The 26,255-nt window shown below is 42.8% G+C and carries 22 protein-coding genes; 2 read left to right on the top strand and 20 right to left on the bottom strand.

The annotated features are described in order from the left end of the window. Positions 1-113: 113 nt before the first annotated feature. From glnB to rpsB, 20 genes are all read right to left on the bottom strand, one after another. Positions 114-452: a nitrogen regulatory protein P-II gene (gene glnB, locus L4C39_RS06135; RefSeq protein WP_017053966.1), complete on the bottom strand. Its 339-nt coding sequence runs from the start codon at positions 450-452 to the stop codon at positions 114-116. Positions 453-577: 125 nt separating this feature from the next. Then, the gene (locus tag L4C39_RS06140) at positions 578-889 is read right to left on the bottom strand and encodes a c-type cytochrome (protein WP_017053967.1); all 312 of its coding nucleotides are present in this window, start codon (positions 887-889) and stop codon (positions 578-580) included. A 62-nt stretch (positions 890-951) separates the two neighbouring features. After that, positions 952-2,328: a tRNA lysidine(34) synthetase TilS gene (gene tilS / locus L4C39_RS06145; RefSeq protein WP_429745006.1), complete on the bottom strand. Its 1,377-nt coding sequence runs from the start codon at positions 2,326-2,328 to the stop codon at positions 952-954. Positions 2,329-2,549: 221 nt separating this feature from the next. Further along, positions 2,550-3,509 (bottom strand): acetyl-CoA carboxylase carboxyl transferase subunit alpha, encoded by a 960-nt coding sequence (gene accA, locus L4C39_RS06150; RefSeq protein WP_113799033.1) that lies wholly within the window; start codon positions 3,507-3,509, stop codon positions 2,550-2,552. A gap of 46 nt (positions 3,510-3,555) precedes the next feature. Continuing rightward, positions 3,556-7,035: a DNA polymerase III subunit alpha gene (gene dnaE, locus L4C39_RS06155; RefSeq protein ID WP_113799034.1), complete on the bottom strand. Its 3,480-nt coding sequence runs from the start codon at positions 7,033-7,035 to the stop codon at positions 3,556-3,558. Positions 7,036-7,166: 131 nt separating this feature from the next. After that, complete coding sequence (gene rnhB / locus L4C39_RS06160) at positions 7,167-7,811, bottom strand: ribonuclease HII (RefSeq protein ID WP_429745008.1); 645 nt, start codon at positions 7,809-7,811, stop codon at positions 7,167-7,169. A gap of 1 nt (position 7,812) precedes the next feature. Next, entirely contained in the window at positions 7,813-8,970 is a 1,158-nt protein-coding gene (gene lpxB / locus L4C39_RS06165) for a lipid-A-disaccharide synthase (RefSeq protein ID WP_429745010.1), read from the bottom strand. 155 nt (positions 8,971-9,125) lie between these two features. Then, a complete protein-coding gene (lpxA, locus tag L4C39_RS06170) occupies positions 9,126-9,914 on the bottom strand; it encodes an acyl-ACP--UDP-N-acetylglucosamine O-acyltransferase (RefSeq protein ID WP_261888966.1) in 789 nt (262 codons plus the stop codon). 1 nt (position 9,915) lies between these two features. After that, positions 9,916-10,368: a 3-hydroxyacyl-ACP dehydratase FabZ gene (gene fabZ, locus L4C39_RS06175; protein WP_029203513.1), complete on the bottom strand. Its 453-nt coding sequence runs from the start codon at positions 10,366-10,368 to the stop codon at positions 9,916-9,918. Positions 10,369-10,460: 92 nt separating this feature from the next. Next, the gene (gene lpxD, locus L4C39_RS06180) at positions 10,461-11,492 is read right to left on the bottom strand and encodes a UDP-3-O-(3-hydroxymyristoyl)glucosamine N-acyltransferase (protein ID WP_113799037.1); all 1,032 of its coding nucleotides are present in this window, start codon (positions 11,490-11,492) and stop codon (positions 10,461-10,463) included. Positions 11,493-11,499: 7 nt separating this feature from the next. Further along, entirely contained in the window at positions 11,500-12,000 is a 501-nt protein-coding gene (locus L4C39_RS06185) for an OmpH family outer membrane protein (protein WP_029203514.1), read from the bottom strand. Between the two features lie 26 nt (positions 12,001-12,026). Further along, entirely contained in the window at positions 12,027-14,441 is a 2,415-nt protein-coding gene (gene bamA / locus L4C39_RS06190) for an outer membrane protein assembly factor BamA (RefSeq protein ID WP_429745013.1), read from the bottom strand. 48 nt (positions 14,442-14,489) lie between these two features. Then, a complete protein-coding gene (gene rseP / locus L4C39_RS06195) occupies positions 14,490-15,848 on the bottom strand; it encodes a sigma E protease regulator RseP (protein ID WP_429745015.1) in 1,359 nt (452 codons plus the stop codon). Continuing rightward, on the bottom strand, positions 15,845-17,053 hold the full coding sequence (gene ispC, locus L4C39_RS06200; protein WP_429745017.1) for a 1-deoxy-D-xylulose-5-phosphate reductoisomerase: 1,209 nt from the start codon (positions 17,051-17,053) through the stop codon (positions 15,845-15,847). The genes rseP and ispC overlap by 4 nt, the downstream gene beginning before the upstream one ends. 70 nt (positions 17,054-17,123) lie before the next feature. Continuing rightward, positions 17,124-17,966 (bottom strand): phosphatidate cytidylyltransferase, encoded by an 843-nt coding sequence (locus tag L4C39_RS06205; RefSeq protein WP_113799040.1) that lies wholly within the window; start codon positions 17,964-17,966, stop codon positions 17,124-17,126. Between the two features lie 12 nt (positions 17,967-17,978). Then, positions 17,979-18,734, bottom strand: coding sequence for an undecaprenyl pyrophosphate synthase (gene uppS, locus L4C39_RS06210; protein ID WP_017053981.1), 756 nt, complete (start codon positions 18,732-18,734; stop codon positions 17,979-17,981). Positions 18,735-18,840: 106 nt separating this feature from the next. Next, positions 18,841-19,398, bottom strand: coding sequence for a ribosome recycling factor (frr, locus tag L4C39_RS06215; RefSeq protein ID WP_017053982.1), 558 nt, complete (start codon positions 19,396-19,398; stop codon positions 18,841-18,843). Between the two features lie 110 nt (positions 19,399-19,508). Then, positions 19,509-20,240 (bottom strand): UMP kinase, encoded by a 732-nt coding sequence (pyrH, locus tag L4C39_RS06220; RefSeq protein WP_017053983.1) that lies wholly within the window; start codon positions 20,238-20,240, stop codon positions 19,509-19,511. 179 nt (positions 20,241-20,419) lie between these two features. Continuing rightward, positions 20,420-21,265 (bottom strand): translation elongation factor Ts, encoded by an 846-nt coding sequence (gene tsf, locus L4C39_RS06225; RefSeq protein WP_113799041.1) that lies wholly within the window; start codon positions 21,263-21,265, stop codon positions 20,420-20,422. Positions 21,266-21,411: 146 nt separating this feature from the next. Continuing rightward, the gene (rpsB, locus tag L4C39_RS06230) at positions 21,412-22,146 is read right to left on the bottom strand and encodes a 30S ribosomal protein S2 (protein WP_017053985.1); all 735 of its coding nucleotides are present in this window, start codon (positions 22,144-22,146) and stop codon (positions 21,412-21,414) included. Between the two features lie 358 nt (positions 22,147-22,504). Between rpsB and map the strand changes: the two genes are divergently transcribed. Then, the gene (gene map / locus L4C39_RS06235) at positions 22,505-23,377 is read left to right on the top strand and encodes a type I methionyl aminopeptidase (protein ID WP_113799042.1); all 873 of its coding nucleotides are present in this window, start codon (positions 22,505-22,507) and stop codon (positions 23,375-23,377) included. Positions 23,378-23,502: 125 nt separating this feature from the next. Then, complete coding sequence (gene glnD, locus L4C39_RS06240; RefSeq protein ID WP_429745021.1) at positions 23,503-26,124, top strand: bifunctional uridylyltransferase/uridylyl-removing protein GlnD; 2,622 nt, start codon at positions 23,503-23,505, stop codon at positions 26,122-26,124. Positions 26,125-26,255 lie beyond the last annotated feature (131 nt).

Raw genomic sequence — 26,255 nt, forward strand, 5'->3', positions numbered from 1 at the left:
CATCAAATAAAGCTGAGAGCGTGCTTATACCACTTTAAAGCAGAGGCGCTAACACCGTTATAGGGGAAATCTGTGCAATCAAAAAAGGAGCCTTACGGCTCCTTTTGATATTCTTATACGGCTTCTTCGTCTTCTTCGCCAGTTCGAATTCGAACCACGCGTTCAACTTCAGTGATGAATATTTTACCATCACCTATTTTACCCGTTTGTGCCGTTTCAATAATGGTATCAACACATTGATCTGCGACATCGTCAGTGACCACAATTTCCAGTTTTACCTTAGGTAAAAAATCAACCATGTATTCAGCACCACGATAAAGTTCTGTATGCCCTTTCTGACGGCCAAAACCCTTCACTTCAGATACTGTCATTCCCGTGATCCCTACATCCGCTAGAGCTTCACGTACATCGTCCAATTTAAACGGCTTAATGATGGCTTCAATCTTTTTCATGTTCATCCCTTAACTTTATTAATTTCGCTATTATCGGATAGCTATACAAAACATTCAATCTAAAAAAAGCCAGAGCTAACAAGCTCTGGCTTAGATTCTTATTCATGAAAACCTTGGTAATTGAATTACTTAAGACTTGCGTAGTACGCCGCTAAGTTAGCAATATCAGCATCATTCAGCATTGCTGCTTGAGCCTGCATGACAACCGCAAGGCCACCATTACGCTGTTTTGCTTTATATGCATTTAGTGACGATACAATATACTGCTCATTCTGACCTTTAAGATTCGGGTAACCAGGGATCATAGCAACGCCATCTGGGCCGTGACAAGCTGCGCAAATAGCGGCTTTTGTCTTACCTGCGGCGATATCACCAGCCATAACATTGCTACTTAAAAGGCCAAGACCTAACATCAATCCAATCACGACTTTTTTCATTGCTTTACCTATCTTTGTTATTATTTATATGAATATATATACAATTGTGGCATGAAATTAACCTACTTGTCCCAGACGAGTTCACAATCTTGACCAGAAAAGTGTTTATCCACAAATAGGCCGAGTACGGCGACAACCTGATCATCCAACATCAAAATAGGGATCCGCCTACGCTGCCAACTCGGCACACCATATTCTTGAAACAATTTTTTCAATTTCCGGCTATGCCCTCTTGCCTCAGGGTGAGCAACCAATCCTTCCGGAGCGAAGTGCACATAACAGCTAGATTCCTGCCCTTTTGGTAGGGTGAATTGCATTGTAATGCCTACCGTTTTCTCAAACGATAAATTCGGTGGCTCAGTTAAACTTTCACGATCATTCAACTGAGTCGAACGAGATGCAATTAAGGACACTTCACCTAACCTATCAGGCAAAAACAACGACTTATCAAGTTCAAGAGCATGCTGCCAATCACTCACATCTTGAACATGCTCAACAAAGAAAAGCTTATTCTGATAACGACGAACCTGCCCGTGAGGTAAGTTTAGTATAGGGTTAGCATCTTGCTGGGCATTGGCGACTTGTTTCCAAATCAGTTCAAGGTGGTGACGACTAGGCATCACCTGCTGCATATTTTCAAACCACATGCGAATCAATCGGGAACGAACACGATCACTCTGTTTACCAAGCTGCTTGATATCTAAACCCATGAACTCATCGACAAGACTTGAGTATCGGTCTGCCAGTAATTCATCCAATAATGACTCTTGCTCCGCACACAGTTGAGCACTACGATGAACCGTCGCCCTTAATTCAGGCCAACGCAGGAGTAAACTCGGAGCAATTTGATGGCGAATGAAATTGCGATCATAACGAGTGTCTTGATTGCTTTCATCTTCTACCCAATCAAGCTCCTTGGTTCGAATGTACGATTCAATCACCGAACGTGGTACTTGTAACAGAGGGCGTAATAATTGTCCTTGGCTAAATGGCATCGACTCAGCCATACAGGACAGTCCTCTCGGCCCACTTCCTCGCTTTAAAGCTAGCAGAAAGGTTTCAAGTTGATCATCGGCATGCTGACCGGTGAGCAGAAGGTCATGCTTTGACATATGCTTACTCAATACCGCATAACGAGCATCCCTCGCTTGCTTTTCGATGCTATTGCCATCATTCAGATCAAGCTGCACTCTTTCGACCACAACTGGAATATTGTTATCACCACACCACGTTACACACTTTTTTGCCCACTCATCAGCATGTTCACTCAAACCATGATGAACATGGACTGCCAAGCACTCAACATCTCGATTGTCTCGTTGAAATTGAGCCAATAAATCCAGCATAACCCTAGAGTCCATTCCGCCGCTTAACCCTAGAATAATTTTGGATTCCGGTTGACGATATTGATTAATTGATTGAGTAAAAGTGTCGAACATAGATGAACACATAGAGAGCCTAAGTAGAGTGCCAAGAGTATGGATAATCCGTGCTATTGAACAGAATCTGGATGACTAACAACAATCCGTATCAAATAGACGAAAGTATCCTAGCCTGCGACAAGTGGATAATCAATATAAGATAGATGGTGAAACTGCATCCACAAAAAAAGGCTAGATAACCATCTAGCCTTTCCAATATCAATATGTCTTACGAGCGATTAACAGTAACCGTAGCTCATTAATCGTTGGTAGCGACGTTCAAGCAGCGTATCTTGATCAAATTGCTCTAATTCAGCCAGTTGTTTAACCAATGTTGCTTTCATATTCGCAGCCATTTGGATTGGGTCACGATGTGCGCCACCTAGTGGTTCATCGATAATATCATCAATCAACTCAAGCTCTTTAAGGCGAGGAGCAACAAGCCCCATCGCTTCAGCAGCTTGTGGTGCTTTATCTGAATCGCGCCATAGAATTGAAGCACAACCTTCAGGAGAGATCACGGAATACGTCGAGTATTGCAGCATATTAACGTAATCGCCGACACCGATCGCCAATGCACCACCAGAACCACCTTCGCCAACAACGTTACAAATAACAGGCACAGTTAAACCTGCCATTACTTTTAAGTTTTTAGCAATAGCTTCTGATTGACCACGCTCTTCAGCGCCAACACCTGGGTAAGCTCCAGCGGTATCAATGAAAGTGATAATTGGCATGTTAAAACGCTCAGCCATTTCCATTAAGCGTAATGCTTTACGGTAGCCTTCAGGTTTTGGCATGCCAAAGTTGCGAATCACTTTTTCTTTTGTTTCACGACCTTTTTGATGACCAATAACCATCACTGGACGACCATCTAAACGAGCCATACCGCCAACAATTGCTTTATCATCAGCAAACGCACGATCACCAGCCAGTTCTTCAAACTCGGTGAAGGCATGCTCTAGGTAATCTTTGGTATACGGACGTTGCGGGTGGCGTGCAAGTTGCGCCACTTGCCACGCACCAAGATCACTAAAGATTTTCTTTTTAAGCTCTAAGCTTTTTTTCTCTAGTTGTTCAATTTCTTTGTCTAGATCGACCGCTGCGTCGCCACCATGGCGAGATACATCACGTAAAGCTTCAATTTTTGCTTCTAGTTCAGCGATAGGCTTTTCAAATTCTAGAAAGTTTAGGCTCATCTATGAATCCTTTTTTACTCAGCTCTCCGAAAGTTGGAGCTAAATTTTAGTTAAATTCGAGTTCCACTTGGCCATTTCCAAGTAGCAGTTTTAATTCATCTAGTAATGTATCAGAAGGAGTCACTCTCCACTCTGTACCAAGAGACAACCGCGCTCTTGCGTCGGAACGTTGGTAGTATACATTGACGGGAACAGTTCCCGCTCGGTGAGGCTCTAAGATTTGACTAAAGCGCTCAAAAAATTTCTCATCGACTTGTGATTGTTCAATAGAAATAGACAAACCACGAGCGTATTTTTCTCGTGCTTCTCCAAGATCCATAACTTCGCGCGCGGACATTTTAAGCCCACCATTGAAGTCATCAAAGCTGACCTGTCCAGAAATGACTAATATTTTGTCTTTTTCTAGCAATTCAGCATACCTTTCTAAGGCATCTGAGAATAACATCACTTCCATTCGACCCGATCGGTCATCAATGGTCATCAATCCTATTCGCGTACCTCGCTTGGTCGTCATCACTCGTGCGGCGATCACCAAACCCGCAATGGTCACCGATTGATCCCGCCTTGTCGGGGTCGCATCAGTTAGTCGACAACTGGTGTACTTAGCAAGTTCCTTTATATACGCATTAATTGGGTGCCCGGTCAAATAAAGCCCTAAAGTTTCGCGCTCACCTTCCAGCCATACTTTTTCAGGCCATTTCGGAACTTGAGTATATTTTTGCTCAACTTCTTCAGGGGCATCCGTTAATACGCCGAACATATCTGCCTGACCAAACGCTTCTGCTTGATGGTGTTGGCTCGCCGCTTTTACTGCATCATTTAATGACGCCATCATAGCAGCTCGGTGCGGCCCAAGGCGATCGAGAGCGCCAGAATAAATCAGCTTCTCGATCACTCGTTTATTGACTTTTTTCAAATCAATTCGCGCACAAAAATCAAAGAGATCTTTAAAGTGACCGCCCTTTTCTCGTGCCGCGATAATCACTTCAATAGGGCCTTCACCCACCCCTTTTATCGCGCCAATACCATAAACGATGGCACCATTTTCATCGACATTAAACCGATAAAGACCGGAGTTGATATCCGGTGGCAGTAACGTCAATTTCATACGCAGACATTCATCGACTAAGCCAATGACTTTTTCTGTGTTATCCATATCCGCTGTCATCACCGCCGCCATAAATTCAGCAGGGTAATGAGTTTTCAGCCATAAAGTTTGGTACGAAACCAGCGCGTATGCGGCTGAGTGAGATTTGTTGAAGCCATAACCTGCGAACTTTTCAACCAAGTCGAAGATTTTCATCGACAGCTCGCCGTCGACACCGTTGGCTATCGCACCTTCTTCAAAAGTACCACGTTGTTTCGCCATCTCTTCTGGTTTTTTCTTACCCATCGCACGACGCAGCATATCTGCTCCGCCTAAGGTATAACCAGCAAGAATCTGGGCGATTTGCATAACTTGTTCTTGATACAAGATAATGCCATAAGTAGGCTCAAGCGTCTCTTTCAGTGAGTCGTGTTGCCATTTTTCATCAGGATAAGATACCGCTTCACGACCATGTTTACGGTCGATAAAGTTATCTACCATGCCCGATTGCAACGGACCCGGACGGAATAGTGCAACCAATGCGATAATATCTTCAAAACAGTCGGGTTGCAGACGCTTGATCAGATCTTTCATTCCGCGAGATTCTAATTGGAATACCGCCGTGGTTTCTGAGTTTTGCAGCAACCTGAATGAAGCAGGATCATCCAACGGAATAGAATCGATACGAACCGGGGCTTTACCCTCTTTTTCTAAGCGAGGGTTCACTAACCCCAACGCCCAATCGATGATGGTTAATGTTCTTAAACCTAAGAAGTCGAACTTAACCAGACCGGCGGTTTCAACGTCATTTTTATCAAACTGTGTAACAGGGAAGTTACCGTCGGCATCACAATAAATAGGAGCAAAATCGGTGATCGTCGTTGGCGAGATTACAACCCCACCCGCGTGTTTACCCGCATTTCGGGTACAACCTTCTAGAATTCGGCACTTATCAATAAGTTCTCGAACTTCTTCATCGGCATCATACAATTCAGGCAGCGAAGGTTCCGCTTTGAACGCTTTTTCTAACGTCATTCCCGGATCTGGCGGGATCATTTTTGAGATACGATCGACAAAGCCAAACGGGTGACCGAGAACACGTCCAACATCACGTATAACCGCTTTTGCTGCCATGGTACCAAAGGTGATAATCTGAGATACCGCATCTCGACCATACATTTCCGCTACGTGATCAATCACTTGGTCACGTTTATCCATACAAAAGTCGATATCGAAATCGGGCATGGAGACACGTTCAGGGTTCAGGAAACGTTCAAATAGAAGATCGTACTCTAGTGGGTCTAAGTCAGTAATATCAAGAGCATAAGCGACAAGTGACCCTGCACCAGAACCACGACCAGGACCGACTGGAACATCATTATCTTTCGACCACTGGATAAATTCCATTACGATCAAGAAGTAACCTGGGAACCCCATGTCATTGACAACTTCAAGTTCGATCTTCAAACGCTCATCGTACTCTGGTCTTCTCTCTTCACGAACTTTTTCGTCCGGGAACAAGAATGCCAATCGTCTTTCTAACCCTTCTTCTGACTTCTTAATCAAATAGTCTTCAATTTTAAGACCTTCGGTTGGGAAGTTAGGTAAGAAGTACTCCCCAAGACGCACTGTTACATTACAGCGTTTAGCAATTTCCACCGAGTTGGCTAGAGCTTCAGGAATGTCCGCAAATAACTCGCACATCTCTTCTTCAGTACGTAAGTATTGCTGTGCGCTGTAGTTCTTAGGGCGACGAGGATCGACCATTGTAAAGCCATCATGGATCGCCACGCGAATTTCATGGGCGTCAAACAGGTCTTCAGTCAGGAAGACAACTTCATTGGTTGCTACGACAGGCAAATCGGTTTGCTCTGAGAGCTCTAAAGCGAAATGCAGATAGGCTTCTTCATCTGGTCTGCCTGTTCGAATCAGCTCCAAATAAAAGCGGTCCGGAAAGTGCGTTTTGTAGAATTCGACACACTGTCCGACAATTTCGGCATTCCCCTTCAACAATGCTTTTCCAATCTCACCACTTTTCGCGCCAGATAGGATAATCAGACCTTGCTTGTGATTAACGAGCCACTCTTTATCAATCACGGGGATATGCTGAACATGCCCACGTTGATAAGCTTCTGAAATCAATAATGTTAAGTTGTTATATCCAACATTATCGGAAGCAAGAATAGTCAACTTTGTCAGCTCATCACCAAACTCCGGCGACTGCATCATGAAATCAGCACCAATGATCGGTTTGATACCACAACTGTGTGCTGTCCCATAAAATTTCACCAAACCACATAGGTTAGTAAAATCGGTTAATGCAAGCGCTGGCATGCCCATTTCCGCGACCTTTTTGACCAACGGCGGCACTTTCGACAGGCCGTCGATCATCGAGAAATCACTGTGAACACGTAAATGTATAAACTTAGGGTCTGACATAAATAATTTGAGTTCTAAATAATCTAATCAATTGTTAATTCAGTGGATATGGAACCTGAATTAACCAGAATATGGCCGTAAATAAGCTCTGAATTGACTTATTTACGTAGAGAAGCATTGTATAGCAGCTTTTATTCGATACCCAGAGCTCTTTTAACTGGCTTGAAACTCTTACGGTGCTGGTCGATGACACCATGTTGTTCGATAGCAGCAAAATGGGCTTTGGTTGGATACCCTTTGTGCTGCGCAAAACCAAATTCAGGATGAAGTTTATCCAGATCTTCCATCTCTTGATCACGAACCACTTTGGCGATGATAGAGGCCGCACTGATCTCTTGAACTCGAAGGTCGCCTTTCACTACAGCAATGGCGTCCATTGATAACGTCGGCACTCGGTTTCCATCAATGAGAGCAAGATCTGGCTGAATAGCTAACCCTTCTATTGCACGCTGCATCGCAACCATCGTCGCTTGTAAAATATTCAAATGATCAATCTCTTCTGGAGAGCAGCGACCCACCGCCCATGCTAGAGCTTTTTCTTTAATCTCAGGGTAAAGTGCAAGGCGTTTTTTTTCTGATAGTTTCTTTGAGTCCGTTAGCCCTTCAATTGGATTATTCGGATCGAGAATCACAGCCGCTGTCACCACATCGCCAACCAGTGGACCGCGGCCTACTTCATCAACACCCGCAACAAGGGAATACCCCGTAGGATACTCAAATTCAGGCAGTTCTTGTTTCTCTTTTACGGTTTTTTTCATCAATTTTTTATCTGTCATATTAATCTGTTTGTAAACCAATCAAATTGAGTACTGCATTTGCGGCTTGCGTGTCTGCATCTTTACGGATCCATTGATGCATTTCAGTAAACGATTGAATCAATTCAACGTTATCATTAGCCAATACTTCTTCCATTGCGGGATAAAGGAAATCAGGGTGGCACTCTTCTTGAATGAACTCTTTAACCAACTCTTTACCCGCAAGCACATTTGGCAATGATACAAATTCAGTAATCGATAGCTTTTGTGCAATCCAGCCAGTGAGTTTATTGACTTGATAACCAACAACCATTGGTCTCTTCACCAACATACATTCAAGCGCAACGGTACCTGATGCAAGTAAAACCGCATCTGAAGCGGTCATGACATTTCTTGCGGTATCTTCAATGATAACGAAATCCAGCTCAGGTGCCGTCTCTTTCCAGATTGATTCAAATTGCTCTCGGCGTTTTTTGTTCACAGCAGCAACAACAAACCCCATCTCAGGGTGCTTAGCATGAATACGCTGGCAAGTCTCGATGAAAGGTTTAGCAATCAATGCTACCTCTCCTCCACGACTCCCTGGTAGCACTGCAAGCCATTGACGATCTTGATCTAAATTCAGCAGTTCACGAGCCGCGCGTTGATCACTTACTAATGGGATCGCATCAGCAAGAGTGTGGCCGATAAACTCACAAGCCACATTATATTTATCATAGAAAGCTTTCTCGAAAGGCAGAAATGCCAACACTAAATCTGTTGCTGCATCAATTTTGAATATACGCTTTGGTCGCCATGCCCACACAGAAGGACTGACATAATGAACGGTCTTTATTCCGATGTCTTTGAGCGTTTTTTCTAATCGAAGATTAAAATCAGGCGCATCGATACCTACGAATACATCCGGCGGGTTTTGCGTAAAATACTCAACTAGCTGATGTTTTACTTTTAATAACCTTGGTAACCGACCTAAGACTTCAACAAGCCCCATCACTGCCAACTCTTCCATATCAAACAGAGATTCGCAGCCTGAAGCGATCATCTTAGGACCACCAATACCCACGAATTCAGCATCAGGATATTGCTGTTTAATCGATTGAATAAAACCTTCACCTAGCGTATCACCAGAAAGTTCTCCAGCAACGATACCGATGCGTAATGGTTTTTTTGCGTTTAACATGTCACTTATCCCAATAACTGTGGCATAAAATCATACCAATCTAAAAACACAAAAAGACCGCTGAAAACAGCGATCTTTATTGACAGCAATAGCAACTGAACACTCAATCACAGCACTTGGTAAATAATAGTACTGAAGAAAGAATAGAATAGTACTTAGCGAATAATGCCACGTGTCGATTTCTCAAAGATATCAAGGAATCCTTGTAGAACAGGAAACTCTGCAAGTTCGCTGTTAATCTCGACTTTCGCTTCTTCTAAAGTATTGCCATTGCGGTAAAGCGCTTTATAAGCACGGCGAATCGCATGGATCTCTTTCTTTTCAAATCCACGACGCTTTAACCCTTCGATATTGATACCAAATGGTTTTGCATGGTTACCTTGAGCCATCACGTATGGAGGGACATCTTGAACAACAACCGATGCACCACCAATAAAACTATGAGCGCCAACGGTACAGAATTGGTGAACAGGAGATAAGGCAGAAACAATCGCGTAATCTTCAACGGTTACATGTCCCGCAAGAGTCGCATTGTTACCCATGATAATGTTATCGCCGACAACACAGTCATGCGCGATATGGACATTGACACAAAATAAGTTATCACTACCAACGGTAGTCACACCTTTATCTTGAACAGTACCACGATGCATCTGTACACTTTCACGAATGATATTTCTATCGCCTACAACTAGACGTGTATCTTCGCCTTGATACTTTTTATCTTGACACTCTTCACCAACAACCGCGAATGGGAAAATACGGTTATCTTTACCAATAACTGTAGGTCCCTTGATCACTACGTGAGACATAACTTCTGTCCCATCGCCAATTTCTACGTTGCCTGTAATATAGGTGAAAGGCCCTACCGTAACATTAGCGCCGATTTTGGCACCCTCTTCAACGACAGCAGAAGGGTGGATTTGAGCGGTTTCATGAATCATATTAAAACTCTCTACGTGCACACTTAAGTTCAGCGGAACAAACAACGTCGCCATCTACACGAGCGACACCATTAAATTGAGCAATACCACGACGTTCTTTAATGAATTCTACTTCAATGATCATTTGATCACCTGGGACAACCGGTTTACGGAACTTCGCTTTATCTACACTTGCAAAGTAATAAAGCTCATTCTCAGATGGCGCACCAAACGATTTGAAAGCAAGTAAACCTGTCGCTTGAGCCATAGCTTCAAGAATCAAAACACCAGGAAAAACCGGAAGCTGAGGAAAATGACCAGTAAACTGTGGTTCGTTAACGGAAACATTTTTAATTGCCGTTAGGTGCTTCGCTTCTTCAAAGTCAACAACACGATCGATCAACAAAAATGGGTAGCGATGAGGCAAAAGCTCCTGAATTTCAGTGATATTCATCGTTTTCTTTTCAGTAGTCAAAGTCATATTCCTATTCTAATACTTAATTAATTATTTGCGATTATAGACGAAAAAGACCCGCACATCGCGAGCCTTCTTCAATAAATATGGTATTACGATTCCACATTTCTATCGATTAACTTCTCGACAGCTTTTAATCGCTTATTCATATCGTCAATTCGATGTACGCGAGTCGCTGTTTTACGCCACTCTTTATTGGTTTGCAATGGGATACCAGAAGAGTACATGCCTTTCTCTTTGATTGAGCGCATGACCATACCCATACCGGTGATCGTTACTCCATCGACGATTTCAATGTGACCATTAATCACACAACCACCACCAATAATACAGTATTTACCGATATTAGTGCTGCCAGCGATAATAGTACCACCTGCAATCGCAGAACCATATCCGATGTGAACATTATGAGCAATTTGGAGTTGGTTATCCAAAATCACGTTATCGTCCACAATGGTATCATCTAATGCACCGCGATCGATCGTCGTACAAGAGCCGATTTCAACACGGTTACCAATACGAACAGAGCCGACTTGGGGAATTTTTATCCACTCGCCTTTCTCATTCGCATAACCAAAACCATCAGAGCCAATCACTGTGTTTGCTTGAACTAAACAATCGTTTCCAAGCTCAACATCATGATAGATACTTACATTCGACCATAACTGAGTGTTAGCACCGATTTTGGCTTTTTGACCAATAAAGCAACCTGCACCGATAACAGCACCATCGCCGAGTTCAGCTCCAGATTCAATCACTGCATTCGCACCAATAGAGACGTTTTCACCAATAATGGCATCGCTAGCAACAACGGCAGAAGGTGCAATACCTTCAGCCGCTGCAGGTGTTAAATCTAAAGCTTGAGCGACTTTAGCAAAAGCAACATAGGGGTCATCCACAACAATAACATTTGTCTGACAAAGTTCTCTTTCCGCCGCCTTAACCATAATGGCAGATGCACAGCAATCAGCTAAATGCTTGCTGTATTTTGCATTCGAAAGAAAAGTGATTTCTCCTTGTTTTGCTTTATCCATAGGAGCAACCGATGAGATGATTTGATCACCTTCACCGTAGAGCTCTCCCCCGGTAATTACGGCCAATTCGGCTAAAGTGAGTTGTGGCATAACGTTCTTATTTTAATTGCTTAATAACCAGTTCTGACACATTAAATTCAGGCTTACCATATTGCATAGCTTGAATATCAACGATCAGATCGTAACCTTCTTTTTCAGCAACCGCTTTTACTGCTGCTTGAATTTGCTTAAATAGTTTTTGCTTCTCTTGAGCTTCGCGACGTTGACTCGCCTTCTCTAAAGCTTGTCCTTTGATTTTGTAGTTGCTCTGAAGTTGGCCAATTTCAATACGTAGTTTTTCAACTTCGTCTGGACCTAGTAGCTCACCATCACGCTTAAGTTTTTCAATTTTTGTTGCTGCTTCAGCTTGAATCGCTTGTAGTTCAGCCGCTTTATCTTTGAACTCTTCTTGCAATTTTTGCAGTACGATTTCACGTTGAGGTAGCTCTTGGAATACTTGAGCAGTATTAACATAACCAACTTTCTGAGCAGCTTCCGCAGCTTGAGCAAATAAAGAAGAGCTTAATACGATAAGGCCAAGACCCGCTGCTTTCATCATGTTTTTCAAAATATATTCCTTAAAATTTAGAATGTTCTACCAATAGTGAAAGTGAAGAACTCTTCATCATCACCTTCAAAAGATTTAGCCGGCTTCGCGACTGAGAATACTAATGGCCCCATAGGAGACATCCACTGCAACGCAGCACCATATGACGAACGATAATTTGTTGGGTCTGAATAGTCGTAGTAGTAAGCGCCACCAGGCATGTCAGCACTCGCTTTACGGTAATCAAATTCGGTATCCCATACACTTGCCATATCGAAGAATACGCTAGTACGGATTTGATTTCGTACTTCATCCGATGCAAATGGTGTTGGTACGATCAGCTCAATACTTGCCAATGCCACCGCGTTACCACCGACAGAGTCATCTGTCGCTTTATAATTAGGGTTATTACCTACACCTTCATTATAAACAGCTTTAGGCCCGGCGGAGTTCGAACCAAAACCACGTAAAGTGGTAAAGCCGCCCGCGTAGTAGTTCTCATAGAATGGGAATAAGTTATCATTACCATTCGTTTGACCATAACCATTACCGTAACCTAAACGACCACGCATCAAGAGCGTAAATTCATGCTTTTTGGTTAAAGGTATGTACTGTTTCACATCATACTGAGCTTTAAAATACTGAACATCAGAGCCCGGTACCGTTGCCTTGAAAAATGCTCGTTGATGGTTACCTTCCGTCGGGAAATACCCTCGGTTTAAATTGTTGCGTGTCCATGAAATATTGAGATCAAAATCATTGGTCACCAAGCTACCGTCAGAGTTCATGTTATCGGCTTGCGCTTGTAAAAACTGCTCAATTTGTACATAGGCATCTAAGTTTGAAATCTTATTATGCGTATAACCAATACCAAATTCGACACGGTTGAGCTCATCAAACGGGAAACCCCACGTTAAGCTCGTACCGTAACTTTCATTGGTATAGTCAACAATACCCGCTTCAGAAGCTTCAAATTCATTGTAGAAAACTTTACCACCTAGACTCACACCATCAAGGTTCCAGTATGGGTCACGGTACTCTAAGCTGATATTTTTCTGATAGTCATTCATCATGGCACTGATGCCGACTCGATTACCACTACCGGCAAAGTTATCCTGCTGTAGACCGACTTGGAAACTTACGCCAGATTCCGTACCGTAGCCTACGCCAAAGTTTACACTACCCGAGTTGGCTTCTTTTACGTTGTACACTAAATCGACTTGATCTTCGCTTCCTGGAACACGAACCGTTTGAACATCAACCGTTTCGAAGTAACCAAGACGGTTCAGACGTGCTTTACCCGTATCTATCGATTTTGAATTTAACCAACTGCCTTCCATTTGACGCATTTCACGACGTAAAACTTCGTCTTTAGTGGCGTTATTTCCAGTGAATCGGATATCACGAACATAAATTCGACTACCCGCATCAACATTGATAATAAGTGACACTTCATTAGTTTCATCATCAAATTCAGGAATAGTACGAACTTGAGGATAAGCGTAACCCGCCTCCCCTAAAATACGTTTAACCCCTTCCTCTAATTCCGTCACTCGAGAGCCGTTATACACTTCGCCAGCTTCAAAAGGATTTAAAGCGGTAAACTCAGCCTCTTTACCTACAAGGTCACCACGGAAATTGATGTCCTTGACGGTGTAGGCTTCGCCCTCTTCTAGGCCAAGCGTAATATAGACACCTTTCTTATCTGGGGAGATGGCAACCTGTGTCGAATCAAGCTTAAACTTCAAATACCCTCGGTCAAGGTAGTAAGACTTCAATGCTTCTAAATCACCTGCAAGAATCTGCTTCTGGTACTTATCATCAGATAGGAAGTTCCACCACTCAATATCTACGTTCAGATTAAATCGAGAAAGTAACTCTTCATCATTATAAACTTCATTACCAATAAAGTTTATCTGTTGAATTTTAGCGGAAACACCTTCGGTGAAAACAAATTTAAGGTCAGAACGATTGCGAGGAAGTGGGGTTACAACCGCTTTTACCGTCGCATTATATTTACCAACACTGTAGTAAAAATCTTCTAAACCTTTCTCAATATTGCTTAGCGTAGTGCGATCTAAAGCTTCACCCACACGAACCTCAGATGCATCCAAGTTCTGCTGAAGCTGCTCTTCTTTAATCGCTTTATTACCAGAAAATGAGATGCTGGCAATGGTCGGGCGCTCTTTGACTTGGATGACTAAAGCATCGTTATCACGTAATACTTTTACATCTTCAAAGTTACCTGAAGCATAAAGCGCTCGAATAATTTCCGATACGTCTTGTGAGTCAACAGAGTCGCCAATACGAACAGGCATCTTCAATAATGCGGCACCGAGAGCCACACGCTGTAATCCTTCGATTTTTATGTCTTGAACGACAAAATTTTCTGCGCCATTCGCTGACACGCTAGTTGCCAACAACGTTGCGAATAGAATCTGCTTAATCGCCATATTTATTCTAACTATTCCTTGCTACTGCTTTTGATTACGATTTAAAAATCATAAACGAGTAAAATCATTAAATATTGCTAACGCCATCAATGAGAAGATGATAGCTCCTCCGACTCTATACCCCATCTCTTGTACCTTTTCTGGCACCGGGCGTCGGGTTACGGCTTCAATTGCGAAAAACAGCAAATGCCCACCATCTAACATAGGCAATGGAACCAAATTAATGATCCCTAAATTCACACTGATTAATGCTAAAAACCCAAGGAAGTAAACAATGCCATAATCAGCGGTTGCTCCTGCTCCTTTTGCTATCGATATCGGCCCACTTAAATTATCGAGGCCTACATCACCAACAACCAGCTTCTTAAGCATGCTGATCGTCAAGCTTATAATTTGCCCTGTTTTATCAAACGCTTTTTCTATCGATTCAAATACACCATATTTCAGCTCAAATCGATAACTTTGCGGCCATTCTGCGACTTTCGGTGCAATACCCGCAAAACCAATCACTTTATCCTTGGAAATCTTTTTGCTATCTGGTTCTAACACAACAGGAAGAACCACACCATTTCGTTCGATCTCTAAAGCCACCACTTTATTCGGACTTTGGCGTATCACCTCTACAATCTGCTGCCAGTCCTCAACGATGACATCATTGACTCGCACAAACTTATCACCTGCGATCAGCCCAGCTCGAGCACCTGCCCCGTCTTCTGATACGTTAACCAGTACTGGTGTTATCTCAGGTGTAAACGGAGAAAAACCAAGTGCCCTCATAGCAGACTCAGTTTCTGGGTTAAAGTTCCATTCTCTAATGTCGAGAGTCTTCACTTCTTCGTAACCAACACCATCAACTGGCGTAAGCGTGACTGTCATCACATCATCACCGATATGAGAAATTAACCCCATATTCACTGATTCCCAGTCAAGAGTTCTAACGCCGTCGATCGACTGAAATTGCATTCCACGTTCAATGCCTGACTGCGCCGCAATTGAATTTGGAATAACTTCACCGACTACGGGCTTAACCGCTGGAATACCAATTAAAAACACCAACCAGTAAGCAAAAATCGCGAACACAAAATTAAAAGCAGGACCAGCGCCAACAATCGCGCTCCTCTTCCATAATGCTTTTTGATCGAACGCGTACTGTTTTTGGTCTTCAGGCACTTCATCAACACGAGAGTCGAGCATTTTTACGTACCCGCCTAATGGGATCATTGAAAGGCTATATTCGGTCCCATCTTTACCCATTTTTCTCCAGATTGATTTACCAAAACCAATTGAAAATTTTTCCACTTTTACGCCGCAGCGGCGGGCTACCCAGAAGTGCCCATACTCGTGCACAGCCACCAAGATGCCTAAAGCAATGATAAATGAACCGAAGTTCCATAATATATCAATCATAATTTACGCTCACGAGTGGCTTCTAAAGCAAATATTCGAGCCATTCTATCTAGCTCAAGTAGGCTTTCCAAGCTATCTATGGAATGAGATGTGTTAGTCGCGCAGACCTTAGACAATACAGCTTCATTAACGGCTGCAATGTCCGTAAATTTAAGTGTGTTATTCAAAAATGCGTCAACGGCGACTTCATTGGCTGCGTTTAATGAGGTGGTGGCATATTGCCCTTCATAACACGCATCAATCGCAAGTTTTAAACAAGGGTAGCGGTCGAAATCTGGTTCAAGGAAGGTCAACTGCCCCACTTTAGTAAAATCGAGCGCTTTGACACCAGCATCCACACGCTGAGGGTAAGACATTGTCAGAGCAATAGGTGTCGACATGTCCGGCTCGCCCATCTGGGCTAACACCGAGCCATCTTTATATTGAACCATTGAGTGAATGACAGATTGAGGATGAATAATTACTTTCAGCTGCTCTTTGGAGGCATTAAACAGCCATTTAGCTTCAATATACTCAAGACCTTTGTTCATCATTGTCGCAGAATCAACCGAGATTTTCGGCCCCATAGCCCAGTTAGGATGAGCAATAGCCTGCGCTGGAGAAACTTCACTTAATTCACTGACATCAGTGTAACGAAATGGGCCACCGGATCCGGTCAGTAGTATGTTATCAACTCCACTCTGTTCGAGGTTACATCGACCTAAGTTAGTTTGGATCTCACTAGGTAAGCATTGGAAGATAGCATTATGTTCACTATCAACTGGCAATAATTCTGCGCCAAATTTGTCTACCGCATCAATAAAGAGTTGGCCTGACATCACCAGAGCTTCTTTATTCGCTAACAAAACTCGCTTACCCGCTTGTACCGCCGCCATAGTAGGGATAAGTCCAGCAGCGCCAACGATAGCCGCCATCACCGTATCCACTTCATCAAATGAAGCGATATGATTCATCCCTTCCAAGCCTGACAGTACTTGAGTTGAGATTTTTAATGTTAATAGCTGTTCTTTTAATAACTTAGCAGCATCATCACTCGCCATCACTGCATATTTTGGTCGCCACTTTTCACACAGCTGACGCATTTTCTCTACATTGGTTCCGGCAGCCAGAGCAACAACTGAAAAATGTTCAGGGTTTTGCTCTACAACCTTGAGGGTACTAGTGCCAATTGAACCCGTTGCGCCGAGAATAGTTAAATTTCGCATTGCGTATAGACCGTTAGTTGCGAGAAAAAGGCAAGAATGACCTTGCCTTAATCACTAAAATAAAACGTTATTAAAATATATAGTACAGAAGAGCAAATACAGGGAAGGCAGCGGTTAAGCTATCAATGCGATCAAGGATGCCACCATGCCCAGGAATGATATTACTGCTATCTTTAACTCCTGATACACGTTTAAACATACTTTCTACTAAATCACCTAGTACTGAAATGACAACCGTAATAAGCGTGATCACAATCATGTGTAAAGGCGTTGCAAATTGGATATCAAACCAAACTGAGAAGCCCCAGCCAACCAGTAGCGCTGCAATAATGCCTCCCAATAAACCTTCAATCGTTTTATTAGGGCTTACTGCGGGAGCCATCTTTCTTTTGCCAAATGTTTTGCCTGAGAAGTAAGCGCCACTATCAGCCGCCCATACTAAAAAGCAAACAAACATAACCAGCTTAGCGCCGTGGTATGGATCAGTAGAGATATCTTCGGCACGTAGAATCACGACACTCCAAAAAAAAGGAAGTAATGTCAGTAACCCAAACACATGACGTAAGACATTAGAGCCTTGCCAACCAGCTGCCGATTTAGGGTAGGTTATCGCTAAACCACTCGCGATAATCCACCAGATAGAGCCAACAGCTAAAATTGAAAAGTGCAAACTAGAGAGGGAGTTCAAGCTATCAGCATCGGTAGGCAGTAAGGCATAACTTGCGGCACCAATAATAACGGATGGGATTAATGCCATATAACGAGATTTATGTTCTACAAATTGCGTCCACTCCCAAAATCCTAGTAGTGTGATCACAGCTAGTGCTAACATAAATAGCGGGAGCGATAATTCAAAAATTCCTAAAATAACTAGAGGAGCTAAAATCAACGCGGTAATGATTCGTTGTTTCAAACTTTATAATCCTTATTTTTCTTCCATCAATGCTTTAACCTGGTCATCAGTACAACCAAAACGTCGAACTCGATTGACAAACCAAGTTACAGCTTCAACCAAACTATCTTCATCAAAGTCTGGCCAAAATTCTTCGGTAAAAAACATCTCTGCATAAGCGAGTTGCCAAAGCATAAAATTACTTATGCGACATTCGCCACTTGTCCTAATCAATAAGTCTACTTCTGGAATATCGGCCATAGTGAGATGTTGAGAGATCATATCCTCATCAATATCACTTACGCTACATTTCCCTTCAGCGACTTGAGTGGCAATAGACTTCATGGCTTCTGTGATGTCCCACTTACCGCCATAATTGGCCGCGACATTAACCACCATACCTGTATTGTTTGCGGTTAACTCTTCAGCTTCAATGATTTTCTTTTGCAAACGAGCACTAAATCGGCTTTTATCACCAATAATGCGCAGCTTTAAATTGTTTTTATGGAGTTTCTTTATTTCACTCGATAATACAGTAATAAACAATTCCATAAGCAAGCCAACCTCTTCTTCAGGTCGACGCCAATTCTCACTACTAAATGCAAATAAAGTCACCGCTTCAATTTTCAGCTTACTTGCTGCTGATATCGTTTTTCTTACGGCACTCACCCCTTTTTTATGGCCAAAAACACGAGGCTTTCCATGAGATTTAGCCCAGCGGCCATTACCATCCATAATGATAGCGATATGTTTTGGAAGGGAGTCTGTGAAGTTCTGAGAATTTTGCATATGAAGTTAATTTACGTACCATCGTCAAGATTGGACAGACTAGCATAAAAAAAGGCGCTGTGCTGCGAGCTCAGCGCCTTACCAATCATAAAGTTGTAAGTATTGGTTATACTTCCATCAACTCTTTTTCTTTAACTGCTAGAACGTCATCAACACTCTTAACAGCAGCATCTGTTAGCTTTTGAATTTCGTCTTGTGCACGACGATCTTCATCTTCTGAAATTTCTTTGTCTTTAAGAAGCGCTTTAAGATCACCGTTTGCGTCACGACGGATGTTACGAATAGCAACACGACCACCTTCAGCTTCGCCACGAACGATTTTTACTAAATCTTTACGGCGTTCTTCTGTTAGTGGTGGAAGTGGTACACGGATAACGGTACCCGCTGACATAGGGTTTAAACCTAGATCAGATTTCATGATTGCTTTTTCGATAAGAGGAGTAAGCTCTTTATCAAATACAGTAATAGACAGCGTACGCGCGTCTTCAGCGATGACGTTAGCCACTTGGTTTAGTGGCGACATTGCACCGTAGTACTCTACAGAGATGCCAGACAGAAGGCTTGGATGCGCACGGCCTGTACGGATCTTAAGTAGGCTGTTACGTAGTGATTCTACACTTTTTTCCATGCGCTCTTGCGCGTCTTTTTTGATTTCGTTAATCACAATTTCACCTTAAATAATTTTTCTTAAAGAATACGCTTTGATGAATACGTACTAAAAAGAATGAATAGGATGACTATAAAATACAAACCATTTGATTTGTAATTTTATAATTACTCAGCATCGCTAATTAGCGTGCCTTCTGCTTCACCCATTACCACGCGACGTAATGCGCCTGGTTTGTTCATATTAAATACACGAATAGGCATTTTATGGTCACGTGCTAGTGTAAATGCCGCTAAGTCCATAACCTTCAGCTCTTTCTCAAGAATGCTGTTGTAAGAAAGCGTATGATACAACTCTGCTTCAGGGTTGGCTACAGGGTCAGCTGTAAATACGCCATCAACTTTTGTCGCTTTTAGAACGATATCCGCTTCAATTTCAATACCGCGTAAACATGCAGCAGAATCTGTAGTGAAGAATGGGTTACCCGTTCCTGCCGAGAAGATCACAACGCGACCTTGACGAAGTTGGCTAATTGCATCTGCCCAGTTGTAATCGTCACATACACCTTTCAGTGGGATTGCAGACATTACACGTGCGTTCACATATGCACGGTGTAAAGCATCACGCATTGCTAAGCCGTTCATTACGGTTGCAAGCATACCCATGTGATCACCAACAACGCGGTTCATACCCGCTTCAGCCAGACCAGCACCACGGAAAAGGTTACCGCCACCGATAACCACACCAACTTGAACACCTAGCTCCACAAGCTCTTTTATCTCTTGAGCCATACGATCAAGTATCGTTGCATCGATACCAAATCCTTCTTCGCCTTGAAGGGCTTCGCCGCTAAGTTTAAGCAGAATACGTTGATATGCTGGTTTAGGGTTCGTAGTCATGAAGTATACCTTCCAAAGAGAGTAGTTAATTAACAGTCATGATTTAATACTCTGAACACTTTCATCATCTCTAATAATGAAACGAAATACCAAATCATGACAATTAATAAAATGGGTACAGCAGTCATAAAAAGACCGCAGCAATGGCCACGGTCTTTTCATTAGCAATACACTAAGGATTAACCTTTTTGTACCGCTGCAACTTCATCAGCAAAGCTCATTTCTGCAGCTTTCTCGATGCCTTCACCAACTTCTAAACGAATGAAGTCAGTTACTGTAGCACCTTTAGCTTTAAGAATATCGCCAACAGTTTGCTTAGGTTCCATGATGAAAGCTTGACCAGTTAGTGATACTTCACCAGTAAACTTCTTCATGCGGCCGATAACCATTTTTTCTGCGATTTCTTGTGGTTTGCCTTCGTTCATTGCGATTTCAACTTGAACCGCTTTCTCTTTAGCAACTACATCAGCAGGTACGTCAGCAGGAGTTAGGAACTCAGGCTTAGACGCAGCAACGTGCATAGCAACGTGCTTGATAGTTTCTTCGTCAGCTTCACCAGCTACAACAACACCGATACGGTCGCCGTGGCGGTAAGAACCAACTTTAGCGCCTTCGATGAATTCAACACGACGAATGCTGATGTTCTCACCGATTTTAGTTACTAGCGCGATACGTGCTTCTTCAAATTTAGCTTGAAGAGCTGCGATATCTAGGCGCTCAGCTAATGCTACTTCTGCTACTTCATTAGCAAATGCAAGGAAACCTGCATCTTTTGCTACGAAGTCAGTTTGGCAGTTAACTTCAAGAATAGCAGCAACACCTGCTTCTTCTTTAATTAGGATTGTACCTTCAGCAGCAACGTTACCCGCTTTTTTAGCTGCTTTAGCTGCGCCAGATTTGCGCATATTTTCAATCGCTAGCTCAATGTCGCCTTCAGCAGCAACAAGTGCTTTTTTACATTCCATCATGCCCGCAGCTGTGCGTTCACGAAGTTCTTTTACTAGAGCAGCAGTTACAGTTGCCATTCTCGATTCCTCGGTTGATTCTAAAATAAGGTAAAAATCAGGGGCCAAATAGAGGGCCCCTGATGCTAACTATAACTTAGTTTCTATTAAAACGAGGGTTCACTAAAACTCTGTCTTCCAAAACTAAGTAATGGTTGGAGTCGCTATTATTCAGCAGCTTCTACAAAACCATCTTTTTCAGCAGTGATAGCAGCAACATCTTTGTTACGACCTTCTTTAACCGAATCAGCAGCAGCGTTTAGGTAAAGCTGTACCGCACGGATTGCATCGTCATTACCAGGAATGATGAAGTCAACGCCGTCTGGGTTAGAGTTAGTATCAACAACAGCGTAAACTGGGATACCTAGGTTGTTTGCTTCTTTAACTGCGATGTGTTCGTGATCTGCATCAATTACGAATAGAGCGTCAGGTAGGCCGCCCATGTTTTTGATACCACCAAGAGATTTCTCTAGCTTCTCCATTTCGCGAGTACGCATTAGAGCTTCTTTCTTAGTAAGCTTGTCGAAAGTACCGTCTTGAGCTTGCGCTTCAAGTTCTTTCAGACGTTTGATAGACTGACGAACAGTTTTGTAGTTTGTTAGCATACCGCCTAACCAGCGGTTGTTAACGTAAAACTGGTTGCTGTTGATAGCAGCTTCTTTAACAGCTTCAGATGCAGCGCGCTTAGTACCAACGAAAAGAACTTTACCTTTTTTCTCGCCAACTTTAGCAAGCTCAGTAAGAGCTTCGTTGAACATTGGTACAGTTTTTTCTAAGTTGATGATATGAACGTTGTTACGAGCACCAAAGATGAATGGCTTCATTTTTGGGTTCCAGTAACGAGTTTGGTGACCGAAGTGAACACCAGCTTTAAGCATATCGCGCATTGATACAGTTGCCATTTTAAAATCCTCTATGGGGTTAGGCCTCCACATTCCCCATGCATCCGACCCCTAACTTATTAACCTGAGTTAATGAAGTTGAAGCACCCCGGAACATGTGTCGAAATGTGTGTGATTTAAAGATAATTAAGTATAGGTCAAAGCTGCTTCGCCAAACAGGAGATAACAGTCTTTGTTCCCGGCGCGCTTTATACCATAGTTTGATTATAAATTTCCAGTAAAAAGCCAATTTCCTTAGTCAAATTGGGCGAACAAAATCTAAATGAAAACGGATTTCAATTGCGCTTCCGTGTCTCACTGATAGAATAGCGGCTATAGCCATCTTAAGGCATCTGAAAATAGATAATAGAGAAAGCCAATGTCTGTAAAAATCAAAACAGCTGAAGAAATAGAAAAAATGCGCGTTGCGGGCAAACTTGCAGCAGAAATTTTAGAAATGATTGAACCTCATATTCAAGTGGGTACGACGACAGAAGAGTTAAACACCATCTGTCATGAATACGCGCTTGCGAAAGGTGCCTACTCTGCCCCTCTTAATTATCACGGTTTCCCTAAATCTATCTGTACGTCAATCAACCACATTGTGTGTCACGGCATCCCTGCAGAAGAAGATGTTGTCGTTAATGGTCAAATCAAACCTGCAGTATTAAAAGATGGTGATATTCTCAACGTTGACATTACCGTAATCATCCCTGATGACGAAAATGCAGACCTAAGCGTACGTCCTACAGGTTACCACGGTGATACTTCTAAGATGTTCCTTGTGGGTGATGTATCAGCCGTTAACAAGCGCCTATGTATGGTTGCTCAAGAAGCGTTATATGAAGGTATGCGCCAAGTTAAACCGGGTGTTCAGCTGGGTAAAATTGGTACTGCGATTGAGAAATACATCAAGACCAACAATAAGAATAACCCTCGTGCTAAATTTTCGATCGTTAAAGACTATTGTGGACATGGTATTGGTGCTGAGTTCCATGAAGATCCACAAGTGGTTCACTACAAAAACAGTGATCGTACAGTTTTAAAAGCTGGAATGATTTTTACTATTGAACCAATGATCAATGCAGGTAAATTTGGTTGCCGCCTTGATGATGAAGATGGCTGGACAGTTTACACCGCTGATAACAAAAACTCAGCGCAATGGGAACATACTCTTCTCGTAACCGATACAGGTTGTGAAGTGCTGACACTTCGTAACGAAGACACCATTCCACGACTGCTAGTTAACTAATTATTAGCTAACGACATCGAATCTGTTTTGTTGAAATATCTCCGTCAATCGGGGATATTTTTTTATCTAGCCCTATATTCTGGTAGATTAGTTTTATTCTACTTTTCTTGCATGGATTGCAGACAATGCCTTATCAATCACCACTCACTTTTAGCGATGAGCAGCTTCAAGTCTCAGAACTAAAAGAGCAGCTCGATATTTTCACTTGCTACCAAAAGCAAGAGTTTCTCAACCAGCACCCAATAAACGATTTAGTCCTCGCTCGTGCAGAATATATGGATCTGTTGCTGACACGATTATGGCGTCATTTTGGCTTCTATGAACGACCAAATTTAAGTTTAGTTGCCGTAGGTGGTTATGGTAGAGGTGAGCTTCACCCTCTTTCTGATATTGATATCCTCATTGTCTCCAAGCATAAACTACCCGATGCGCTTGGCGTTCAAATCAGTGAGTTCATTACTCTGTTATGGGATTTAAAGCTCGAAGTTGGCCATGCCGTTCGAACGGTTGATGAGTGTAATGACATTGGCCGTGAAGATTTAACTGTCGCAACAAACTTACAAGAGTCTCGACTTCTGTGTGGCAGCGAAGAGACGTTTCAAGCATTAAAATTACGAGTACATTCTGAATCATTCTGGCCGAGCGAAGTCTTTTACAAAGCCAAAATCCAAGAGCAAAGGCAACGTCATGCTCGTTTTCACGATACCACTTATAACTTAGAGCCCGACATCAAATCGACACCAGGTGGCTTAAGAGATATCCATACTCTCAGTTGGGTTGCTCGCCGGCACTTTGGCGCAACATCACTACTGGAAATGAGCCGTTTTGGATTTCTGACCGATGCAGAATATCGCGAGTTGGTTGAGTGCCAAGATTTCTTATGGCGTGTTCGCTTCGCACTGCACAGCGAATTAAAACGTTACGACAACCGACTCACATTTGCCCATCAGGCTCACGTCGCGGAAAACTTAGGCTTTATTGGTGAAGGTAATGTAGCCGTCGAAAAGATGATGAAAGAGTTTTATCGAACGTTAAGACGGGTTTCTGAGCTCAATAAAATGCTGCTCAAACTGTTTGATCAAGTTATTTTAAATGGAGGGGAAACGTCTGAGCCTGAAATATTAGACAATGACTTCCAGCGCCGAGGCTCACTCATTGAAGCAAGAAAGCCAGCACTGTTCCAAGCCAGACCTGAAACCATCTTAGATATGTTCATTCATATTGCGAATGATTCAACCATTGATGGCGTTAGCCCCCCGACTTTGCGTCAGTTACGAACCGCTCGACGTCGCTTAAATAAATTTTTGCATACCATTCCCGCAGCACGCGAAAAGTTCATGGATCTTGTTCGTCACCCTAACGCATTACATAAAGCCTTTCGTTTAATGCACCGTTTAGGGGTTCTTTCTGCCTACCTACCGCAATGGAGTCAGATTGTCGGTCAAATGCAATTTGATCTTTTTCATGTCTACACGGTAGATGAGCACAGCATGCGATTGCTCAAACATATTAATCAGTTCAGTTACGCGAAAAATAGAGATAAGCACCCGATCTGCTGTGAGGTGTATCCTCGAATCCAGAAGAAGGAGTTGCTAATTCTTGCGGCCATTTTCCATGATATTGGTAAAGGCCGCGGAGGGGATCATTCTGAAATTGGCGCGGTTGAAGCTTATAATTTTTGCATCGAGCACGGTCTATCGAAGCCCGAAGCGAAGTTAGTCTCTTGGTTAGTTCAAAATCACCTTCTCATGTCGGTTACCGCGCAAAGACGTGATATATACGATCCCGAAGTGATCACTGAGTTTGCCAAAAAAGTACGCGATGAAGAGTCCTTAGAGTTCTTAGTCTGTTTAACCGTAGCCGATATTTGTGCTACCAACCCTGAACTTTGGAACAGTTGGAAACGCACGCTTCTTGCTGAGCTGTTCCACTCAACTCAACGCGCATTAAGACGCGGATTAGAGAACCCTGTCGATATTAGAGATAGAATCCGCCACAACCAGCAACTCGCATCTGCCCTTCTACGTAAAGAGAACTTTAGCCCAAGGCAAATAGAAGTTCTATGGCAGCGGTTTAAAGCGGATTATTTTCTACGCCACACCCATAAGCAAATCGCATGGCATTGTGAGAATTTACTCAGACAAGATAACCCAGATGAACCTCTGATCCTTATCAGCAAAAAGCCAACAAGGGGCGGAACAGAAGTTTTCGTTTACTGTAAAGATCAACCAGCACTGTTTGCCACGGTTGTAGCGGAATTAGATAGGCGTAATTTTAACGTGCATGACGCACAAGTGATGACCAGTAAAGATGGCTATGTCATCGATACATTCATGGTTCTCGATCAACATGGACAAGCCATTGATGAATCTCGCCACAAAGCCGTGGTGAAACACTTAGTTCATGTACTTGAAGATGGCCGCCCTACAAAAATAAAAGTACGCCGCGCCCCAAGAAACCTTCAACATTTCAAAGTAAAAACCAGAGTTGATTTTCTACCAACTAAAAGTAAAAAACGCACCTTAATGGAATTTGTTGCGCTTGATACTCCTGGGCTACTCGCCAAGGTTGGTGCCACTTTTTCTGAACTTAATATCAGCTTACATGGCGCAAAAATCACCACGATTGGGGAGCGAGCAGAAGATCTCTTTATCTTAACCAGTGATGGTGGTCGATTGAGTGACCAGCAAAAAGAGGTATTAAGAGAGAAACTGATTCTCAATGTTTCACAACTTGCCCCCAGTTAGTCCCTAATATTTTTATGCGTACGTTGTGAGCGAGATTAAGATGAAAAATTAATCGCGATCTTGCCCACAACTTATCACTCAAGCCTAAAGATCATCTATCTACCACACAGTTAGGCTGCTACATTGGTTTA

The sequence above is a fragment of the Vibrio clamense genome, from assembly GCF_050337905.1.
Classification (GTDB): domain Bacteria; phylum Pseudomonadota; class Gammaproteobacteria; order Enterobacterales; family Vibrionaceae; genus Vibrio; species Vibrio cortegadensis.